The sequence below is a fragment of the Synechococcus sp. EJ6-Ellesmere genome (genome assembly GCF_024345875.1).
In the GTDB taxonomy this organism is placed as follows: domain Bacteria; phylum Cyanobacteriota; class Cyanobacteriia; order PCC-6307; family Cyanobiaceae; genus Regnicoccus_A; species Regnicoccus_A antarcticus.
Genome location: NZ_JAGQBY010000045.1, coordinates 1 through 18763 on the forward strand (window position 1 = coordinate 1; position 18763 = coordinate 18763).

Annotated in this window: 15 protein-coding genes; 7 read left to right on the forward strand and 8 right to left on the reverse strand. The window is 67.1% G+C overall.

The window, feature by feature from the left end; all coding sequences use genetic code 11:
• Positions 1-2: 2 nt before the first annotated feature.
• The 3 genes from KBY78_RS06640 to KBY78_RS06650 are packed head-to-tail and all read left to right on the forward strand — an operon-like array spanning position 3 to position 4147.
• Positions 3-1598, forward strand: coding sequence for a GspE/PulE family protein (locus KBY78_RS06640; protein ID WP_255142926.1), 1596 nt, complete (start codon positions 3-5; stop codon positions 1596-1598).
• A gap of 56 nt (positions 1599-1654) precedes the next feature.
• Positions 1655-2734: a type IV pilus twitching motility protein PilT gene (locus KBY78_RS06645; RefSeq protein WP_006172737.1), complete on the forward strand. Its 1080-nt coding sequence runs from the start codon at positions 1655-1657 to the stop codon at positions 2732-2734.
• Between the two features lie 12 nt (positions 2735-2746).
• A complete protein-coding gene (locus KBY78_RS06650) occupies positions 2747-4147 on the forward strand; it encodes a type II secretion system F family protein (protein ID WP_255142927.1) in 1401 nt (466 codons plus the stop codon).
• On the opposite strand, the gene KBY78_RS06655 is transcribed toward KBY78_RS06650, so the two are convergent.
• Positions 4112-5437, reverse strand: a complete 1326-nt coding sequence (locus KBY78_RS06655) for an NAD(P)/FAD-dependent oxidoreductase (protein ID WP_255142928.1) — start codon at positions 5435-5437, stop codon at positions 4112-4114. The genes KBY78_RS06650 and KBY78_RS06655 overlap by 36 nt on opposite strands.
• A 6-nt stretch (positions 5438-5443) precedes the next feature.
• Between KBY78_RS06655 and dusA the strand changes: the two genes are divergently transcribed.
• A complete protein-coding gene (gene dusA / locus KBY78_RS06660; protein ID WP_050751541.1) occupies positions 5444-6454 on the forward strand; it encodes a tRNA dihydrouridine(20/20a) synthase DusA in 1011 nt (336 codons plus the stop codon).
• Here dusA and argH read toward each other — a convergent pair.
• The 6 genes from argH to KBY78_RS06690 form a co-directional block, all read right to left on the reverse strand.
• Positions 6451-7863: an argininosuccinate lyase gene (gene argH / locus KBY78_RS06665; protein ID WP_255142929.1), complete on the reverse strand. Its 1413-nt coding sequence runs from the start codon at positions 7861-7863 to the stop codon at positions 6451-6453. The two genes, dusA and argH, sit on opposite strands and share 4 nt — an antisense overlap.
• A gap of 56 nt (positions 7864-7919) precedes the next feature.
• Entirely contained in the window at positions 7920-9284 is a 1365-nt protein-coding gene (locus KBY78_RS06670) for a PP2C family protein-serine/threonine phosphatase (RefSeq protein ID WP_255142930.1), read from the reverse strand.
• Positions 9285-9360: 76 nt separating this feature from the next.
• Positions 9361-10959: a signal recognition particle-docking protein FtsY gene (gene ftsY / locus KBY78_RS06675; protein ID WP_255142931.1), complete on the reverse strand. Its 1599-nt coding sequence runs from the start codon at positions 10957-10959 to the stop codon at positions 9361-9363.
• A 6-nt stretch (positions 10960-10965) separates the two neighbouring features.
• A complete protein-coding gene (gene nusB, locus KBY78_RS06680) occupies positions 10966-11580 on the reverse strand; it encodes a transcription antitermination factor NusB (protein ID WP_006172730.1) in 615 nt (204 codons plus the stop codon).
• A 29-nt stretch (positions 11581-11609) separates the two neighbouring features.
• Positions 11610-12362: a DUF502 domain-containing protein gene (locus KBY78_RS06685; RefSeq protein ID WP_037981065.1), complete on the reverse strand. Its 753-nt coding sequence runs from the start codon at positions 12360-12362 to the stop codon at positions 11610-11612.
• Between the two features lie 93 nt (positions 12363-12455).
• Positions 12456-13103: an HpsJ family protein gene (locus KBY78_RS06690; RefSeq protein WP_255142932.1), complete on the reverse strand. Its 648-nt coding sequence runs from the start codon at positions 13101-13103 to the stop codon at positions 12456-12458.
• 31 nt (positions 13104-13134) lie between these two features.
• Here KBY78_RS06690 and queG point away from each other — a divergent pair, with 31 nt between their 5' ends.
• From queG to KBY78_RS06705, 3 genes are all read left to right on the forward strand, one after another.
• A complete protein-coding gene (gene queG / locus KBY78_RS06695; RefSeq protein ID WP_255142933.1) occupies positions 13135-14133 on the forward strand; it encodes a tRNA epoxyqueuosine(34) reductase QueG in 999 nt (332 codons plus the stop codon).
• A gap of 26 nt (positions 14134-14159) precedes the next feature.
• Positions 14160-15062: a tetratricopeptide repeat protein gene (locus KBY78_RS06700; protein WP_255142934.1), complete on the forward strand. Its 903-nt coding sequence runs from the start codon at positions 14160-14162 to the stop codon at positions 15060-15062.
• Between the two features lie 76 nt (positions 15063-15138).
• Positions 15139-17601 carry a DNA topoisomerase (ATP-hydrolyzing) subunit A gene (locus tag KBY78_RS06705; RefSeq protein ID WP_255142935.1) on the forward strand — a complete coding sequence of 821 codons (2463 nt, stop codon included), beginning with the start codon at positions 15139-15141 and terminating at the stop codon, positions 17599-17601.
• Positions 17602-17611: 10 nt separating this feature from the next.
• Here the strand turns inward: KBY78_RS06705 and purF are convergent.
• Positions 17612-18763, reverse strand: a 1152-nt coding sequence (gene purF, locus KBY78_RS06710) for an amidophosphoribosyltransferase (protein WP_255142936.1), incomplete at its 5' end; no start/stop codon positions are given.

Consider the following 18763-nt stretch of genomic DNA (forward strand, 5'->3'; position numbering starts at 1 on the left):
TGATCGCCATCCCCAGCCACTGGCAGGAGCAGCAGCGCCAGCGACTGGAGGAGGCGGTGCTGGCCAACGGCATCACCCCGGAGTTGCGCCTGGGGCTGCAGGAGGAGATCAGCGAGGCCCTGCAGCAGAAGATGGCTGACCGACGCCATCGCCCCAGCAAGGACACCGACCTGGTCTCTCAGCCGAACGCCCTCTCGCTGCTGGAGGGCCTCAGCCTGGAGAGCCGCCTGGAGGAGGCGCCCGCTGCCGAGGAGCAGGAACTGGACCTGGAGGCAAGCCTGAAGGCCTCCAACGCCTCACCGGTGGTGAGCCTGGTGAACCGCATCCTGATCCAGGCGATGGAGTCGGAGTCGAGCGACATCCACGTGGAGCCGGAGGAGGACGGGCTGCGGATCCGCTTTCGCCAGGACGGAGTGCTGCATCCGGTCGAACACCTGCCCAGGAGCCTGGCACCGGCGGTCACCTCGCGCTTCAAGATCATGGCCGAACTGGACATCGCCGAGCGGCGGATGCCCCAGGACGGGCGCATCCGCCGGATGTTCCGCGGCCGCACGATCGAACTTCGGGTGAGTACTCTGCCGGGCCGCTGGGGGGAGAAGGTCGTGCTGCGTCTGCTCGACAGCGGCAGCACCCGTCTGGGCCTCGACCGACTGATCACCGAGCCAACCACCCTGGCCACCGTGCGATCGATGGGCTCGAGGCCCTTCGGGATGGTGCTGGTGACGGGGCCCACCGGGTCAGGCAAGTCGACCACGCTCTATTCCCTGCTGGCGGAACGCAACGAGCCCGGCATCAACATCTCCACCGTCGAGGATCCGATCGAGTACATGCTCAAGGGCATCACCCAGACCCAGGTGAACCGCGACAAGGGCTACGACTTCAGCACTGCCCTGCGGGCCTTCATGCGCCAGGACCCGGACGTGCTGCTGGTGGGGGAAACCCGCGATGGCGAGACGGCCAAGACCGCCATCGAGGCGGCCCTGACCGGCCATCTGGTGCTCACGACCCTGCACTGCAACGACGCCCCCAGTGCCATCGCCCGGCTCAACGAGATGGGCGTGGAGCCCTTCATGGTGAGTGCCTCCCTGATCGGGATCGTCTCCCAGCGGCTGCTGCGCAGGGTCTGCGAGTCGTGCCGTAGGCCTTACCACCCAGGGGAGGAAGAGCTGGGCCATTTCGGCCTCTTCGCCAGCCAGGAGCAGTCGGTCACGTTCTACAAAGCCAATCGGGGACCCAGGGCCGACGGCAGTAGCTGTCCCACCTGCCAGGGACGGGGCTACAAGGGCCGTATCGGCGTCTACGAAGTGCTGAGGATCAACGACAACCTCGCCAGTGCCATCGCCAAGGGCGCCAGCACCGACGTGATCCGCAATCTTTCGATCGAGACCGGCATGAAAACCCTGCTGGTCTATGGCCTGGAACTCGTGCGCCACGGCCAGACCACCCTCGAGGAAGTGGAGCGGATGCTGCTCACCGACACCGAACTGGAATCCCAGCGGCGCGCCCAGGCCCTCACCACCTTGACCTGCCAGGGCTGCGGGGCGGGCCTCAGGGATGAATGGCTGGAGTGCCCCTATTGCCTGACCCCCCGCCGCTGAGTGTTGCAGGCCATCTCAGCGGCACTCAGAATCCAGATCAACCCGGCATGGTCCCGATGGAGCTCCAGATCGAGGAGTTGATGGAAGAGCTGGTCGAGCAGAAGGGCAGCGACCTTCATCTCTCGGCCGGCCAGCAACCCTACGGACGCTTCAACGGGGAACTCAGGCCGATGCGGGAGCAGGCCCTCAGCGAAGAATCCTGCAACCGCATGATCTTCTCGATCCTCACCAACTCCCAGCGGAAGCAGCTGGAGCAGACCTGGGAACTCGATTGCTCCTACGGCCTGCGCGGCCTGGCCCGCTTCCGCATCAATGTCTTCAGCCAGCGCGGCACCTATGCCGCCTCCATGCGGGCCCTGAACAGCAAGGTGCCCACGCCCCAGGAGCTGGGCCTGCCTCCGGTGGTGGTGGACATCACCAAGCGGCCTTCAGGCCTGGTGCTGGTGACGGGTCCGACCGGATCGGGCAAAAGCACCACCCTGGCCTCACTGCTCGATCACATCAACCACAGCCGGGCCGAGCACATCATCACGATCGAGGATCCGATCGAGTTTGCTTACATCAATGACAAGAGCCTGATCCATCAGCGCCAGCTCAATGAAGACACCAAAAGCTTCAGCAATGCCCTGAGAGCTGCCCTGCGGGAGGATCCCGATGTGATTCTGGTGGGGGAAATGCGTGATCTGGAAACGATTCAACTGGCCATCACCGCTGCAGAAACCGGCCACCTGGTGTTCGCCACCCTGCACACCAGTTCCGCCGCCCAGACCGTGGATCGCATGGTGGATGTGTTCCCGGCGGGCCAGCAGGCCCAGATCCGCACCCAGCTCAGCAGCAGCCTGGCGGCGATCTTCGCCCAGACGCTCTGCCGCAGAAGTTCACCCTCCAGCCACAACTATGGTCGGGTGATGGCCCAGGAGATCATGATCAACACGCCGGCCCTGGCCAACCTCATCCGCGAAGCGAAAACAGCTCAGATCTATTCGCAGATTCAGACCGGCGGTCAGCTGGGCATGCAGACCCTGGAGAAAGCCCTGGCCGACATGGTCAAGCAGGGGGACATCGCCCTGGAGGAAGCCCGCACCCATTCCACCAAACCGGATGAGTTGAACCGGCTGCTCGGCAACTTCCTCTGATCAGCATCCACCATGCCTGCCTTTCTGGCCACGTACACCAGCACCCGGGGGGACCAGCGGGAGCTGCGGGTTGAGGCCAACGATCTGCCCACGGCCCGCCGTGACCTGCGCCGGCGGGGCATCCTCGCCCACTCCCTGGTACCCGCGACCGAAGGACCAGCTTCGGTCTTCTCCGCCACCTACGCCAACCAGCGGGGCCAGCAGAAGGTGATCCAGCTGAAAGCCCCTGACCTGGCCAGCGCCAAGCGGGACCTGCGCCGCCGGGGCATCGCCGCCACCTCCGTGGTGCCGCTCGCCTCCACCCGTTCGGTGCAGGCGAGCGCCAAGAGGGGCGCCAGTCTGTTCAGCCGGGATCTGGGGACGATGTTCCAGGCCAGGCCCAATGTCCGGGAAAAGGCGCTGTTCGCCAGCAAACTCTCGGCCCTGGTGGATTCTGGCGTGCCGATTGTGCGAGGCCTCACCCTGGTGGCCAAGCAGCAGAAGAAACCGATTTTCCGGCAGGCCCTTGAGGCCGTCGCCAGCGATGTGAGTCAGGGGGTGAGCCTTGGAGTGGCGATGCGCCGCTGGCCCAAGGTGTTCGATCGGATCACCATCGCGATGGTCGAAGCGGGCGAACTCGGAGGCGTGCTCGATGAAACCCTGAAACGGCTGGCCCTGTTGCTGGAGCAGAATGCCAAGCTTCAGAATCAGATCAAGGGAGCCCTGGCCTATCCGGTCATCGTGCTGCTGATCGCCATCGCCGTGTTCCTCGGGATGACGATTTTCCTGATCCCGACCTTTGCCGATATCTTTGAGCAGCTGGGCGCGGAGCTGCCTGTCTTCACCCAGATGATGGTGAATCTCAGCGCCCTGCTTCGCTCGGCATTTTCCCTGTTCCTGATCGCCTTTGTGATCCTGGCCGGATGGCTGTTCATCGGGTTCTACAAAACTCCCCTGGGCAAGCGGAAAGTTGACGGCTTCATCCTGAAGATTCCCCTGTTCGGTGACCTGATTCAGAAAACCGAAACTGCTCAATTCTGCCGAACCTTCAGCTCACTGAGCAAAGCCGGTGTGCCGATTCTGATGAGCCTGGAGATCGTTCGAGACACCTCAAGAAATTCAATCTTTGCCGATACGATCGAGGACTGCCGAGTGGAGATACAGGATGGCATCCCCGTTAGCGTGGCCCTCTCCCGCAAGAACGTCTTTCCGGAAATGGCTCTCAGCATGCTGGCCATTGGCGAAGAGACCGGAGAGATGGATGCCATGCTCTCCAAGGTCGCCGATTTCAACGAAGACGAGGTTGAAGTGGCTGTCAAAGCGCTCACCTCACTCCTGGAGCCCATCATGATCGTGATCGTCGGCATCATCGTGGGCGCGATTCTCGTGGCCATGTATCTACCGATGTTCTCGGTCTTCGACAAGATCCGCTGAGCGCACCGCCAGCGGCAGCCCCTCGCGGGCCTCCCTGGCGATGGCGCCTCCGGCCAGCCAGCCGCTGGTCCAGCAGTGCTGGAAGTTGAAGCCGCCGGTGACCCCGTCCACATCCAGCAGCTCGCCGGCGAAGTACAGCCCTGGCTGCTTCCGGCTCTCCATCGTGGCCAGGTTCACCTCCCCCAGGGTGACGCCGCCGGCCGTGACGAATTCCTCACCGAAGGGGCCGCGGCCGCCCACCGCGTAGGTGCTGGAGCGCAGGGCTCCCAGCAGGCTGTCCTCGTCGCGCCGGCGCAGATCAGCCCAACGCTGGTCGGGAGTCACCCCATGGCGCTCCAGCAGGTGGATCCAGAGCCGGCGGCTGAGCTCGGGCCAGGGGCGGGCATTGAGCAACTGGCGGCGGGCCTGCTCGACGCGGGCGGTCTGGAAGCGATGCGCCAGCTCAGCGGCAGAGCAGCCACCACTCCAATCAATGCGCAGTTCGGCGCGGTAGCCGCTGTCCTTGAGGGCACGGGCCGCAAAGGCGGTGAGCCTCAAGGTGGCTGGACCGCTCACCCCCCAGCCGGTGATCAGCAGTGGTCCTCGCTCGCGAAAACGCTTGGAGGGCAGTCGCAGCTCCAGTCCCACCGGATCCATCACCACCCCGCGCAGGGCGGCCAGGGGGTTGGCCTCCAGGGCCAGGGTGAACAGGGATGGCACCGGCGCCACCACGCCATGGCCCAACTGGCTGGCCAGCTGGCGGCCGCTGGGATGGCCACCCGTGGCCAGCAGCAGGCGGGCGGCGCTGAGGTCGCTGGAAGCCCCAGCAGGGGCCAGTCCCGGTGACAGGCGCAGCCGCAGGTTGAATCCACACCCCTCGCGTCGCTCCACCTGGCGCAGGGAGCCCCCCCTCCAGACGGTCACCCCGGCGGCGGCGGCGGCCGCTTCAAGTACAGCCACCACGCTGCTGGAGCGGTTGCTGCGGGGAAAGAGGCGGCCGTCGGATTCCTCCACCAGCTCCAGTCCCCGCTCGGCAAACCAGGCCAGACAGTCGCCGGGTGCGAAGCGGCTGAACGGCCCGCGCAGGGCCCTCGACCCCCGGGGGTAATGCCCCACCAGGGCCAGGGGATCCCAGCAGGCATGAGTGACATTGCAGCGCCCGCCGCCGCTGATCAGCACCTTGCCCAGCGGCTGGGGGGTGGCCTCCAGCAGCAGCACTCCCGCCAGCCCCTGCTCCGCGGCGGTGATGGCCGCCATGTAGCCGGCGGGCCCACCCCCGGCGACCACCAGGGACCAGTCGACAGGCAGCATGGGCGGATGGGGCAGGGAGACAACGCGACGACGCCCGTTGCCGGGGCCTACCGCTTCAGTGTGGCGCCGATGATGGACTGCACCGACCGGCACTTCCGGGTGCTGATGCGGCAGATCAGCCGTCGCGCCCTGCTCTACACCGAGATGGTGGTGGCCCAGGCCCTGCACCACGGCCGCCGCGACACGCTGCTGGACTTCGATCCCCAGGAACATCCCCTGGCCCTGCAGCTGGGGGGCGACGATCCGGCGCTGCTGGCGGAATCAGCACAACTGGCGGCCGCCTGGGGCTACGACGAGATCAACCTCAACGTGGGCTGCCCCAGCCCCAAGGTGCAGCAGGGACGGTTCGGCGCCTGCCTGATGGCGGACCCGGATCGGGTGGCCCGCTGCGTGGAGGCGATGGCGAATGCTTCTTCCCTGCCGGTGACGGTCAAGCACCGCATCGGCATCGACGATCAGGACAGCTATGAGCTGCTCCTGGCTTTCGTGGACAAGGTGGCCGGCGCCGGCGCCAGCCGCTTCAGCGTGCATGCCCGCAAGGCCTGGCTCCATGGCCTGGATCCGAAGCAGAACCGCACGATTCCGCCCCTGCGCCACGACCTGGTGCATCAACTCAAACGGGATCGCCCCCAGTTCACGATCGAACTGAATGGCGGCCTGCTGAGCCTGGAGAACTGCCAGGAGCACCTGGGTCAGGTGGATGGGGTGATGGTGGGCCGCGCCGCCTACGACCATCCCCTGCGCTGGGCCTCGGTCGACCAGGAGCTGTTCGGCTGCCTGGAGCGAGCTCCGGCCTCGGCCTCAACGGTGGTGCGGGGCCTGATTCCCCATGCCAGCCGCTGGTGCGGGGCCGGCCGACGGCTCTGGCCGATCGCCCGCCACCTGGTGCATTTGGTGGAAGGGGTGCCGGGGGCCCGGCACTGGCGCCGCCGGCTGGGGGAGCGTGCGGGGGAGCGCAGCGCGGGCCCAGAGGTGCTGGAGGCTGCCGCCCAGGACCTGGAACAGCAAGGCCTCTAGGAGGCTGGGGCCTGGGGAGCGAGCCGCTCGCGGCAGCGCTTGAGCTGTTCGGCCACCCGCTCGAAACCCGTGCCCCCCTCGCTGCGGCGGGCGGCCACCACCTGACGCGGCTCGATCGCGGCGTGGATGTCCGCCTCGAAGGCGGGATGAAGCTGGCGCCAGCGCTCCAGGGGCAGATCCCGCAGCAACAGCCCCTCGGCCAGGCAGGTTTTCACCAACCCGCCCACCAGCTGGTAGGCCTCACGGAAGGGAACGCCACGGGCCACCAGGTAGTCGGCCACATCGGTGGCATTGGAGAAATCAGCCGCCACGGCCTGCTCCAGCCTCTCGGGCCGGAAGTGGATGCCCTCCTCCAGCAGGATCGCCATCGCCTCAAGGCAATCCGCGGTGGTGCGGACCACATCGAAGAGGGCTTCCTTGTCCTCCTGGAAATCCTTGTTGTAGGCAAGGGGCAGCCCCTTGATCATCGTGAGCAGGCCCATCAGGTGACCGAACACCCGGCCGGCCTTGCCACGCACCAGCTCGGGCACGTCGGGGTTCTTCTTCTGGGGCATCAGGCTGCTGCCGGTGGCGCAGCGGTCAGTGAGCCGCACGAAGCCAAACTCCTCGCTGGCCCAGAGGATCACCTCCTCCGAGAGACGGCTGAGGTGGACCAGGATCAGACTGGCAGCGGCACTGAATTCCACGGCGAAGTCGCGATCGCTGACCGCATCGAGGCTGTTGGCATAGATCTCCTCGAAGCCCAGTTCCTCGGCCGTCAGCCGCCTGTCGATCGGCACCGGCGTACCGGCCAGGGCCGCCGCCCCCAGGGGCGAGATGTTCACCCGGCGGCGCACGTCGGAAAGCCGCTTCCGGTCGCGTTCGGCCATCTCCACATAGGCCAGCAGGTGGTGGGCCAGGGAGAGGGGCTGGGCCCGCTGCAGGTGGGTGTAGCCCGGAATGAGGGTGTGCAGGTGGTTCTCCGCCTGGTCAAGCAGGGCCTGCTGGAAGCGCCGCAGGCCGGCATCGAGGCCATCGATCGCCTGGCGCAGCCAGAGGCGCAGATCGGTGCCGACCTGATCGTTGCGGCTGCGGCCGGTGTGCAGCTTCTTGCCCAGGGGGCCGATCAGGGTGATCAGGCGGTGCTCCACGGCGAAGTGCACGTCCTCGGCCTCCACCCCTGGGCGGAAATGACCCTCGGCCGCCTCGGTGCGAACCGTCTCGAGGGCCGCGATGAGTTGATCCGCCTCAGCGACGCTGATCACCCCGCAGCGGCCGAGCATGCGGGCGTGGGCGACGGAGGCATCGAGGTCCTGCTGCAACAGGGTGATGTCAAAGCCGATCGAGGCATTGAAGCGCTCGATGGCCGGGTGGAGCCCTTCCTCGAAACGGTCACTCCATCGGGCCGGTTGGGAAGCCTGTGCCGCCATCGAAACCGAACCATGCCGCGAAGCGTCAGCTTCGCATCCGAGCCTGGGGGCCCCACTCAGCCGGGCAGGGTGGGAAGCATCACCTCCTCACGCACCTTCAGCACCACCATCGAGGCATCGTCGCTCAGCTGCCGGTCAGCACCCACGAAGCGGTCGAGCCGCTCGAACAGGGCATCGAGAACACCCTGAGCGCTCTTGCCGGCCCGGCAGGCTTCTCCCAGGTGCCGCTGCAGGCGCTCCTCTTCGAAGCGCTCACCCGTGAGACCGAGGGCTTCACTGACCCCATCGGTGTAATAGAGCACCACATCACCTGGCTCCAGCAGCACGCGTTCGCAGCCGTACTGGGCCTCCGGCTGCAGGCCGATCAGCAGGCCCGGAGCATCGAGCCGCTCCACCCCGTGGCGCTGGTGCCGCCACAGCAGCGGCGGATTGTGGGCAGCGTTGGCATAGCGGAGCACGCGGCTGCGGGGATCGAAGTCGGAATAGAAGAGGGTGACGAAACGGTGCGAATGGGCCAGGTCCTCCTGGGCCAGTTCATTGAGGTCGTGCAGGATCCGGTCGGGGGCATGGCCACTGAGCACCTCGGCCCGCAGCATCCCCCGCAGCAGGGTCATCAGCAGGCCCGCGGGCACACCCTTGCCCATCACATCGCCCATCACCAGGGCCCAGCGCGAGGTTTCACGACGGCGTCCGCTGAGCTGGGGCCGGGTCGGGATGAAGTCGTAGTAGTCGCCCCCCACCTCAAAGGCCGGCCGGCAGCGGGCGGCCAGCTCCACCCCCTCAATCACCGGACAGTGATCGGGAAGCAGCTGCGCCTGGATCTCCGCACCGGTGTTGAGCTGGCGATCGAGGCGCTCATGGCGGCGGCGGTCCTCCTGCAGCAGCTCGGTTTCGATGGCCACGCCCGTGAGATCAGCCACCAGCTGCACGTGGCGGCGGTGCACATCACTCCAGGTCAGGCCTTCGGCGCTGCCGAAGACGTAGAGGCGTCCGCGGGCCCGGTTGCGGGCCACCACTGAGGTGCCGAACAGCTGCACCTCCCCCAGCAGACGACGCACCTGCAGATCGAGCTGGGAGACCTCCTCCTCCTCGGCCAGGCCAGCGGGCAGATCCAGCTCCCCCAGCAGGCGCACCAGTTCGCCGCTGCGGGAGGCAGGACTGGCCTGGGTGTGCTCCCGCCAGAGGCGTCCGTCGGGGTGGAAGACCACCAGAAGGCTGGCCTCAGCTCCCACCAGGCGAGAGGACACCAGGGGAACCAGCTCCAGGAAGCGGTTCAGGTTGGTGAAGCTGCGTAAGGCGAAGCCAAGAGAGGCCAGCAGCTCCTGGTTGCGCCGTTGCTCCCGGCTGAGGCTGTCGAGCAGTTGCCGCAGGGAAGCCGATGCCGTGAGGGCCTGATGGGGCCGGGGCGGTGGCAGGGGCACGCGGGCTGGCGGCGTGCGGCTCTTAACAGGCGGCCGCAGGGGGCGAACGCTAGCAGGGTTCCCCAGTTCGAGCAGCTCAACTGGAGAGCAGGGCTTCGACGAACTCAAAGCTGTTGAACGGCCTGAGGTCGCGGATGCCCTCGCCGGCACCGATGAAACGAATCGGCAAGCCGGCTTCGGAGGCCACCGCCAGGGCCACACCACCCCGGGCGCTGCCATCGAGCTTGGTGAGCACCACCCCTGTAAGACCGGCGGCACTGGCGAAGGCCATCGCCTGGCGAAGGCCGTTCTGCCCCTGACTGGCATCAAGCACCAGCAGGGATTCCACAACCGCCTCCGGGGCCAGCTTGTCGACGATGCGCCGCACCTTGCTGAGTTCCTCCATCAGGTTGTTCTTGGTCTGCAGCCGGCCGGCCGTGTCCACCAGCACCAGTTCGATTCCCTTGGAGCGGGCCGCCCCGATGGCGTCGTAGACCACGGCTGCCGGATCGGCATTGGCACTGGGGTTGGCGATCACCGGCACGCCGCTGCGCTCGCCCCAGACAGTGACCTGCTGCACGGCGGCGGCGCGGAAGGTGTCGGCGGCGGCGATCAGGCAGCTGTAGCCGCTGCGCACCGCCAGATTGGCCAGTTTGCCCAGGGTGGTGGTTTTGCCGACACCATTCACCCCCACCAGCAACCAGACATTGAGTCGGTCCCGCTGGGGGGCCAGCAGAAGCTCACCGCTGGCTTCGATCGGCGTCTCGAGCAGCCCGCGCAGCTGCTCCTTGAGAAAGCGAAGACCCTCGGCCGGCTCCACCACCTCTTCGTTCAGGCGCCTGCGCAGAGCCTCGAGCACGTGGTCGGTGGCCTGCACGCCCACATCGGCACGCAGCAGGGTGGTTTCCAGATCGTCGAGCACCTCCGGGGTGAGGGGATCGTCGCCCAGGCTGTCGAGCAGTTGGGTGACCAGGCCGCGTCGGGTCTTCTCCATGCCGCGACGCAGGCGGCTGAGCCAGTCAATCTCCTCAAGCGAGACCTGATCGGCACGTCGGCCCTGGGCCGCGAGCACCTCGGCGGACCAGGTGAAGTCGGCATCAAAGGACCCCAGCTGTGGGCTGGCCTCCTCACTCGAGGGGGCAGTCGGCTCGCCCTTGGGCGGCGGGTCGGTGCTGGGGGCGAGCACGGTCTGCTGGCGCTCGGCACGGCTGGCCGCGGCCAGCTCCAGCAGGGAGGGGCCGGCGGGGCTGGGCGACTCCAGGGCTGGAGGTCGCTCAGATGTGCTGGCTGACTCTGCTGGTGTGGCCTGAACCTCTGGAGGAGTCGCCTCGGAGGACTTCTCCGGCTCCGCAGCGGCAACAGGTTCCGGTTGAGGCGCTTCCGCCTCAACGGGTTCAGGCGTTGGTTCAGGTACCTGGGCTTCGGCGACTGGCTGGCTGCGCTCCTGCTCAGCCTTGAGGCGGGCATAGGCCTGACGGGCCCAGTCCAGGGCGTCCTGATCGACAGCGGGGGCCGGGGCTGGCGCTTGGGGTGCCGGCTCCGGGACGGGTTCACCGACCGAAGCGGGTGGAAGTGGCGCCTCTGACACGCCGGCGGCGCTGCCATCGGCCTTGTCTTCGCCAGCCTCCTTGGCCGCCGCAGGCTCAGCCGCCGGCTCGGTGGTGGTGGGACGCCGCCGGAACCAGTCGAAGACCATGCTTGCTCAGGAGACGGAGGTGGTGAGACGGCGCAGGATCCCGTTGATCATCCGGCGGCCCTGATCATCGCTGTAGCGGTTGGCCAGCTCCACGGCCTCGTTGCAGGCCACCGGGGCCGGCGTTCCGAAGGTGTGGAGATCCACGGCCGCCAGCCGCAGGATGTCGCGGTCGATGCGGGGCAGGCGGCCGAGGCGCCAGCCTTCCATCACGGCATCGAGCCGTGAATCGAGCGCATCGCGGTCCTGGAGCACGGCTCGGGTGCGGGCGATCGCCCCCTCGCGGATCTCGCTCTGGTCGGCAAGCATCAGCAGACGCGGTAACTCCAGGCTGGCCGAGAGACGATTGAGCGCCTGCTCGGCATGGGTCAGACCCCGCTGGAGATGATCCCGAACCCGGGGCATCTGGTCGGCCCCATCGATCAGTTCGCTGTCGAGCAGTTGCTGTTGCGCCTGCTGCAGATCGAGCTCGGCATTGTCGAGCGCCTCGCGCACATGCTGGGCCAGGCTGGCCAGAGCCTGCTGCAGAAGACTCTCGAGCGGCAGGTCGGCCGGTGGTACGCGGTCACTGACCTGGCCCAGCATCAGCAGGGCCAGTTCTCTGGAGATGGATCGACTCGGCATCGGGTGGGGCGAGGGTGGCAGGCCGCGGATCAGGGCTTGTTGGGGGGAACAGAGGAGAAGACGGGAGCACGCAACTGGGCAAGCAGACTGGAGAAGCTGCGGCTGGCCGGGGTTTCACGCTCATCATCAGGGCTGACGATCCCCGCGGAGATGATCGTGCGGAACGCATCCTCCACAGAGAGGTCCAGGTCACGGACCGCAGTTTCCGGCACCACGGCGTACCAGCCGGTGGTGGGGTTGGGAGCCGTGGGAATGAAGACGCTCAGCATCGGCTGATCGAACCCCCCCTGCATCACGTTGCCGAGAACCCCGGTGACAAACCCGAGGGCGAACAAGCCCTTACGTGGATATTCCACCAGCACGACCCGGCGGAAGCGGGTGGAATTATCTCGGAAGATCGTTTCAAGCAGTTGCTTGAGCGTCTTGTAGACCGAGCCGGCGAGTGGAATGCGCTGGAGGGTTCCCTCCCCAAAATCGAGCAACCAACGCCCGACGATGTTGCGGGCCATCAGGCCGATCAGCAGAATTCCCAGCAGAGGGACCAGCAAACCCACCCCCAGGTTGATCAACTCCTGCAGGAGTGGATTGAGGGTATTGAAGGGATTGAATTGCTTGGGAATCGAGGTGAGAAAGGCGAGCACGAAGCGGCTCACCGTGGTCGCCAGCCAGATGGTGGTGGCCAGGGGAATGACCACCAGCAGACCGGCGATCAGATCATTCTTGAGGTCCTGCTGCAACCGGGTCCCCAAGGGTTGATCAGGTCTGGGGCTCGACTGCACCAAGGATGGTTCCGGTTGTCCGGTGTTCGGATTGCTGTGAGCAACCTAGCCAGCCGTCTGGGGGTGGAGCAGCTTCCGGGGTTGTTCCGAGGGATTTCAGAGCAACGCGGCCAGAGCCAGCAGGGTGAAGGCCACGGCCAGCACTGCGGCCGAGCCGGTGCCGGCATAGCGGCGTTGATTCACCGCCAGACCCTGAGCCCGCTCGGCTTCCTTGAACTGCTGTTCCATCTGCTGCAGCTGGCGGTCGATGAAGCCACGAGCCGCCTGTTGCTTCTGTTCCTCGGTGGCCTGGGGCGGCACCTGGCCCGACTGCTCAGCCTGGCGCACCAGTTGCTCCAGCACCTGGGGATTCTGGCTCTGCTGCTTGGCCATCTCGAGCTGACTGCGCTGAGCGGTCAGGGTCTGCTCGGTCTTGGCGGTCAGCACACCATCGCCGCTGATCGCCACCGGCACCGACACCGCCAGGCCAATGGCGAGGAGGGCCGCCAGGGCCGCCACCAGCCAACGCAGGGGGGAGCGGGGGTCGGTCTGGTCGAGGCGGGAGCCGAACAGAGCCAGCAGCAGGCCCACCAGCGCCATCGGCGACTGGGTGATCAGACGCTCGATCACCATCTGGCGGAACGCCTCCTCCTGCCAGCTCCAGGCGGAAACCACCGCCGCCAGCTGCAGCCCCAGCAGCACGACGAGGGTGAGGCCGAGCCAGCGCAGGAGATAGCCAAGACGGCTGGTTGAGGCAGTGGTCACAGCAGGATGGCAATCAGGAATAACTGTACGGGTGAGATCAGGCCATCCCCAGCAACCGGTCGCTCCGGCCGGCTCGGAGCACCGCCTCCAGGACCTGGCGATCGCGCTCAAGGCCCAGGCCAGGGCGTTGGGCTTCGAACCGGTGGGCCTGGCCGCCTTGCCAGGCGATGGGCGGATCCCCCTGCGCACTGCGGCGCTGGAGCGCTGGCTGGAGGCCGGTCACCAGGCCGGTATGGCCTGGATGGCCGATCCACGCCGCCGCCAGGTCACCAGCCTGCTGCCCGGCGTGCGCAGCCTGCTGGCGGTGGGCCTGAACTATCACGTGGCCACCAGTCGAGCGCCGGGCAGCCTGGCCGTCGCTCGCTACGGCTGGGGCAGGGACTATCACCGGGTGATCAATGGACGTCTGCGCCGGCTGGGGCGCTGGCTGGAGGAGCAGTGTCCTGGGGTGGGCTGGCGGGCCTGCGTCGACAGCGCCCCCCTCCTGGACAAGGCCTGGGCCGAGCAGGCGGGTCTGGGCTGGATCGGCAAGAACGGCAACCTGATCCACCCCCGCCGGGGGTCGTGGATGCTGATCGGCCATCTGCTCACCACGGCCGATCTTCCTGGTGACGCTGCATCTGAACCTCTCTGCGGCCGCTGCAGCCGCTGCATCGAGGCCTGCCCCACCGGCGCCATCAGCGAGCCCTTTGTGGTGGATGCCAACCGCTGCCTGGCTTATCACACGATTGAGAACCGGGACGACACCCTTCCCGACGCCATGGTGGCGGCCATGGGTCCCTGGGTGGCCGGCTGCGACATCTGCCAGGACGTCTGCCCCTGGAACCAGCAGCCACTGCCCAGCTCGGAGGATCCCGAGCTGCAACCCAGGGACTGGTTGCTGAACCTGCACGCCGGCGAGGCCCTCGGCTGGAGTGATGCCGACTGGGATGAGCGGCTGCGGGGTTCCGCTCTGCGGCGGATCAAGCCCTGGATGTGGCGGCGCAATCTGCGGTCGGCCCAGGCCGGGACCCCAGAAGCGGACCCCTAGGCTGGACCCTGGATCGATCGGCTGGAATGGCTCCGCGCTGGTTCAACTTTCTGGCGACGGCTCCGCTGGCCCTGACCCTGGCAATCGGACCGGCTGCCTCGGCACAGGCCCTGGTTCCCTACGTGTACGTGCCCAAGGGGGAGGAGCTGGAGGCGGCGGGGCTGGGCATCGCCCAGGCAGCCACACGCCTGCTGAGGCTGGGCCAGGCCGATGACGCGGCCCGGCTGGCAGGCCTGACGGTGCAACTGCTGCCCAACGATCCCCGCGGCTGGGTGCTGCTGGCGGAAGCGCAGCTGCGCAGCAACCAGATCAAGGCCGCCGGCCAGTCCCTGGCGCGCGCCAAGCAGCTCGATCCGCGCAACCCCGGCATCTGGTTCGCGGAAGGCTCCCTGGCCCTGCGGGATGGTCAGCCCGGCCAGGCCATCGGTCTGCTGGAAACCGGTCTGAAGTTCGACGGCAAGAATCCCGGTGCCCACTTCGACCTGGGCAACGCCCACCTGCTGCTGAACAATCCCCAGGCGGCCTTGGGCTCGTTTGAGCGGGCCTCGGGCCTGCGCAAGGATTTCTGGGAGGCGATCAAAAACCAGGGCCTGGTCCTTTATGAGCTCGGCCGCAGCGACGACGCGATCCGGCGCTGGCGCCGGGCCCTGGAGATCAACCCCAAGGCCGCTGAACCCATGCTTGCCCTGGCCGCCGCACTGAATGCCCGGCCGGGCGATCAGCAGAAAGCTCTGGAGATGGCCAGCCAGGCCCTGGCGATCGAACCCAACTACGTGCTGGAGGCCTACCAGAAGGAGCAACTCTGGGGTCCAAGGCTGCGCAACAGCACCCGCGTCCTGCTCGAGAACCCGGCGATCAAGGCCGACACCGACCGGGCCAATGCCAACGCCACCGGCAGTAGCGACGGGGAAGACTCCGGGGAGGAGTGAAGCCGGAAGCTGGGTGGGGCCTCACCTGAGAGGATCTGTAGGCTGAGCGCCTTCCGCCCTCAGACCCCAGAACCGGATGGCCGAGGAGCGCGTCCAGCCCATCGCCCTGCATCAGGAGATGCAGCGTTCGTACCTCGAGTACGCGATGAGCGTGATCGTGGGCCGCGCCCTTCCTGATGTGCGTGATGGTCTCAAGCCCGTCCAGCGCCGCATCCTGTTCGCGATGCATGAACTGGGGCTGACCCCGGACCGGCCTTACCGCAAGTGCGCCCGGGTGGTGGGTGATGTGCTCGGGAAGTACCACCCCCATGGCGACCAGGCGGTCTACGACGCTCTGGTACGCCAGGTGCAGACCTTCGCCAGCCGCCATCCGCTGCTGGATGGTCACGGCAACTTCGGCTCGGTCGACGATGACCCGCCGGCGGCCATGCGCTACACCGAAACCCGTCTCGCGCCGATCGCGCACCAGGCGCTGCTTGATGAGATCGGCAGCGACACGGTCGATTTCACCTCCAACTTCGACGGCTCCCAGCAGGAACCCACCGTGCTGCCGGCCCAGCTGCCATTCCTGCTGCTCAACGGTTGCTCGGGCATCGCCGTGGGCATGGCCACCAGCATCCCCCCCCACAACCTGGGCGAGGTGGTGGAGGCTCTGATTGCCCTGATCCGCAAGCCGGAGCTGAGCGACGAGAAGTTGCTGGAGCTGGTGCCCGGGCCCGACTTCCCCACTGGCGGCGAGGTGCTGGTGGGCAGCGGCGTGCGCGACACCTATCTGCAGGGGCGCGGCAGCATCCCGATGCGTGGCATCGCCCACATCGAGGAGGTGCAGCCGGGCAAGGGCCGGCACCGGCGCAGTGCCGTGGTGATCACCGAGTTGCCCTATCAACTGAGCAAGGCTGGCTGGATCGAGAAGCTCGCCGACCAGGTGAACGACGGCAAGATCGGCGGGATCGCCGACATCCGCGACGAGAGCGACCGCGAGGGGATGCGGGTGGTGATCGAGCTGCGCCGTGACACCGAGGCCAGCAAGGTGCTCACCGACCTGCAACGGCGCACCTCCCTGCAGAGCAATTTCGGCGCCATCCTGCTCGCCCTGGTGAACGGGCAGCCCCAGCAGCTCAGCCTGCGCCAGATGCTCAACCACTTTCTGGAGTACCGGGAACACACCCTGATCCGCCGCACCAGCCACGCCCTGCGGCGCACCGAAGACCGGCTGGAGGTGGTGGAAGGCCTGATCCGCGCCCTCGATGCTCTGCCGGAGGTGATTGAGCGGATCCAGGCGGCCAGCGACGCCGCCAGCGCCAGAGCCAGCCTGCAGGTGCACTTCGATCTGAGCGAACGCCAGGCCGATGCCGTGCTGGCGATGCCCCTGCGGCGGCTCACAAGCCTGGAGCAGGACGGGCTCCGCAAGGAGTCGGTGGAGCTGATGGAGGAGCGGGAGCGGCTGCGCCACCTGCTCGACGATCGAGCGGCCCTGCTCGAGTCCATGGTGGCCGAACTCAAGGCCCTCAAAAAGCGCTACTCCACCCCCCGCCGCACCCGGCTGGTGGCCGGCGGCGACGACCTGGTGGCCCAGCGGGCGGCAGCGGTGCGGCCCAACACGGAATTGCAGCGTCAGCAGGCGCTCGAGGCCCTGCCCGGGGATGGACGGCTGCTGATCCAGGCCGACGGAGTGGTACGGATCGTGTCACCCCAGGCACTGGGGCGGCTGCACCTCGATGAAGCGGCGCCGCTGGGGGAACATCCCTCCCCGGCGCGCCTGATCCTGCCGGTAGCCGAGAAGCCCTCCCTGCTGGCCTTCAGCGCCAGTGGCCGGGTGGCCATGCTGCGCTGGGAATTCGCCGCCCAGCAGCCCGGTTCGCTCGAGAAGTTTCTGCCCGAGGGTCTGCTGGGTGATCCGATCGTGGAGGTGCTGCCCCTGCCGCAGAAACCCACGGGAACCCTGGGTCTGCTCAGCAGCGATGGCCGCTTCAAACGGCTGCCGATCGAGGCATTCAGCGAACTTTCCGGCCGGGCTGCCACCGTGCTGAAGCTCAAGGACGGCGTGCAGCTTCGCCGGGTCGTGCCCTGCACGGACGGTCAGGACCTGGTGGTGGCCAGCACCACAGGCCGTCTGCTCAGACTGGCGGTGAATGACGACACCCTGCCGCTGATGGGCAAGGCCGCCCAGGGACCGATGCTGTTACGCCTGCTGCCCGGCGAAAGCGTGGTGGGGGCGGCCTGCGTCGATCCGGGGAGCGATGTGCTGCTGGTCAGCCGCCACAGCCAGCTGAAGCGGCTGGAGGTGGAGAGCCTGCGCCGCTGCGAGCGTGGCGACCTGGGTCAGATCGGTCTGCGCTTCCGCCAGCGGGAGGACGAATTGGTCGATCTGCAGGCAGGCAGCGCCGCCGTCATGGGCCTGAGGTTCTCCACAGGCCGAAGCCTGCGTCTGGCGGCGGCCGACCTGCAGCTCAGCACTGGCGAGGAGGGACCGAAAGAACCACTCTGGACCTGTTCAGCCGGTGAAACCGTGCTGGAGCTGGTGCCCTTGCTGAGCTGAGGAGCTCAAGTCAGACCCGGGCCGCCAGACCCGTGGGCTCGAGCATCAACTTGCTGGACCGCACGGAATCGTCCATCTCAATCGGGTAGTTGCCGTCGAAGCAAGCGGTGCAGAAATGAGAGGCGTTGTCGTGGGCAGCCTCGAGCATGCCCTCCTTGCTGAGATAGGCCAGGGAATCAACCTGGAGATGATCGGTGATCTCCTGGAGATTGAGGCGCGCAGCAATCAGCTGGTCCTGGTTGTCGGTGTCGATGCCGTAGAAGCAGGGGTGGGTGACCGGCGGTGAGCTGATGCGCATGTGCACCTCGGTCGCACCGGCCTCACGCAGGGCGATCACCAACTTGCGGCTGGTGGTGCCCCGCACAATCGAATCGTCGATCACCACCACCCTCTTGCCGGAGAGCACATCCGGCAGGGGGTTGAGCTTGACGCGAATGCCCGCCTCCCGCATCGCCTGGGTGGGTTGGATGAAGGTACGACCCACGTAGCGGTTTTTGATCAGACCATCGGCAAAGGGAATGCCGCTGGCCTTGGAAAAACCGATGGCGGCGGGAATGCCGGAATCGGGGACGCCGATCACGATGTCGGCTTCCACAGCAGTTTCCCGCGCCAGCACCTCACCGATGCGGTGGCGGTAGCTGTAGAGCGACTCGCCGAAGAAGCGGCTGTCAGGCCGGGCGAAGTAGATCATCTCGAACACGCAGAGCTTGGTGGGCTCGTCGCACCAGCGCTGGCGGGCCGGCAGCGGATCACCGGCGCTGAAGCGGATCAGCTCACCCGGGCCCACGTCACCGTCGTAGGCGGCGCCGATGATGTCGAGTCCACAGGTTTCACTGCTGACCACCCACTGGCCCTGGTGCTTGTCGCCGAGGTGGCCGAACACCAGGGGCCGCACCCCATGACCATCACGCAGGGCGAACAGCCCATCGGGCGTGCCGATCGCCAGGCTGAAGGCCCCGCGGCAGCGGCCGGCCGCGTCGCGGATCGCCTCCTCCCAGCCCAGCCCCCCGTCCACAGCGTGTTGCAGGGCAAAGGCAATCAGTTCTGAATCCGTGGTGGAGGTGAACTGGATCTCACTGGCCTGCACCGACTGGCGCAGATCCTCGACGTTGACGAGATTGCCGTTGTGGGCCAGCGCAAAGGGGCCGAGGCGGGGCCTCAA

Excerpts from the sequence above, each read along its gene's own strand:
- KBY78_RS06645 (WP_006172737.1), top strand. The coding sequence starts at position 1,655 with ATGGAGCTCCAGATCGAGGAGTTGATGGAAGAGCTGGTCGAGCAGAAG.
- KBY78_RS06650 (WP_255142927.1), top strand. The coding sequence starts at position 2,747 with ATGCCTGCCTTTCTGGCCACGTACACCAGCACCCGGGGGGACCAGCGG.
- KBY78_RS06655 (WP_255142928.1), bottom strand. The coding sequence starts at position 5,437 with ATGCTGCCTGTCGACTGGTCCCTGGTGGTCGCCGGGGGTGGGCCCGCC.
- dusA (WP_050751541.1), top strand. The coding sequence starts at position 5,444 with ATGGGGCAGGGAGACAACGCGACGACGCCCGTTGCCGGGGCCTACCGC.
- argH (WP_255142929.1), bottom strand. The coding sequence starts at position 7,863 with ATGGCGGCACAGGCTTCCCAACCGGCCCGATGGAGTGACCGTTTCGAG.
- ftsY (WP_255142931.1), bottom strand. The coding sequence starts at position 10,959 with ATGGTCTTCGACTGGTTCCGGCGGCGTCCCACCACCACCGAGCCGGCG.
- nusB (WP_006172730.1), bottom strand. The coding sequence starts at position 11,580 with ATGCCGAGTCGATCCATCTCCAGAGAACTGGCCCTGCTGATGCTGGGC.
- KBY78_RS06700 (WP_255142934.1), top strand. The coding sequence starts at position 14,160 with ATGGCTCCGCGCTGGTTCAACTTTCTGGCGACGGCTCCGCTGGCCCTG.
- KBY78_RS06705 (WP_255142935.1), top strand. The coding sequence starts at position 15,139 with ATGGCCGAGGAGCGCGTCCAGCCCATCGCCCTGCATCAGGAGATGCAG.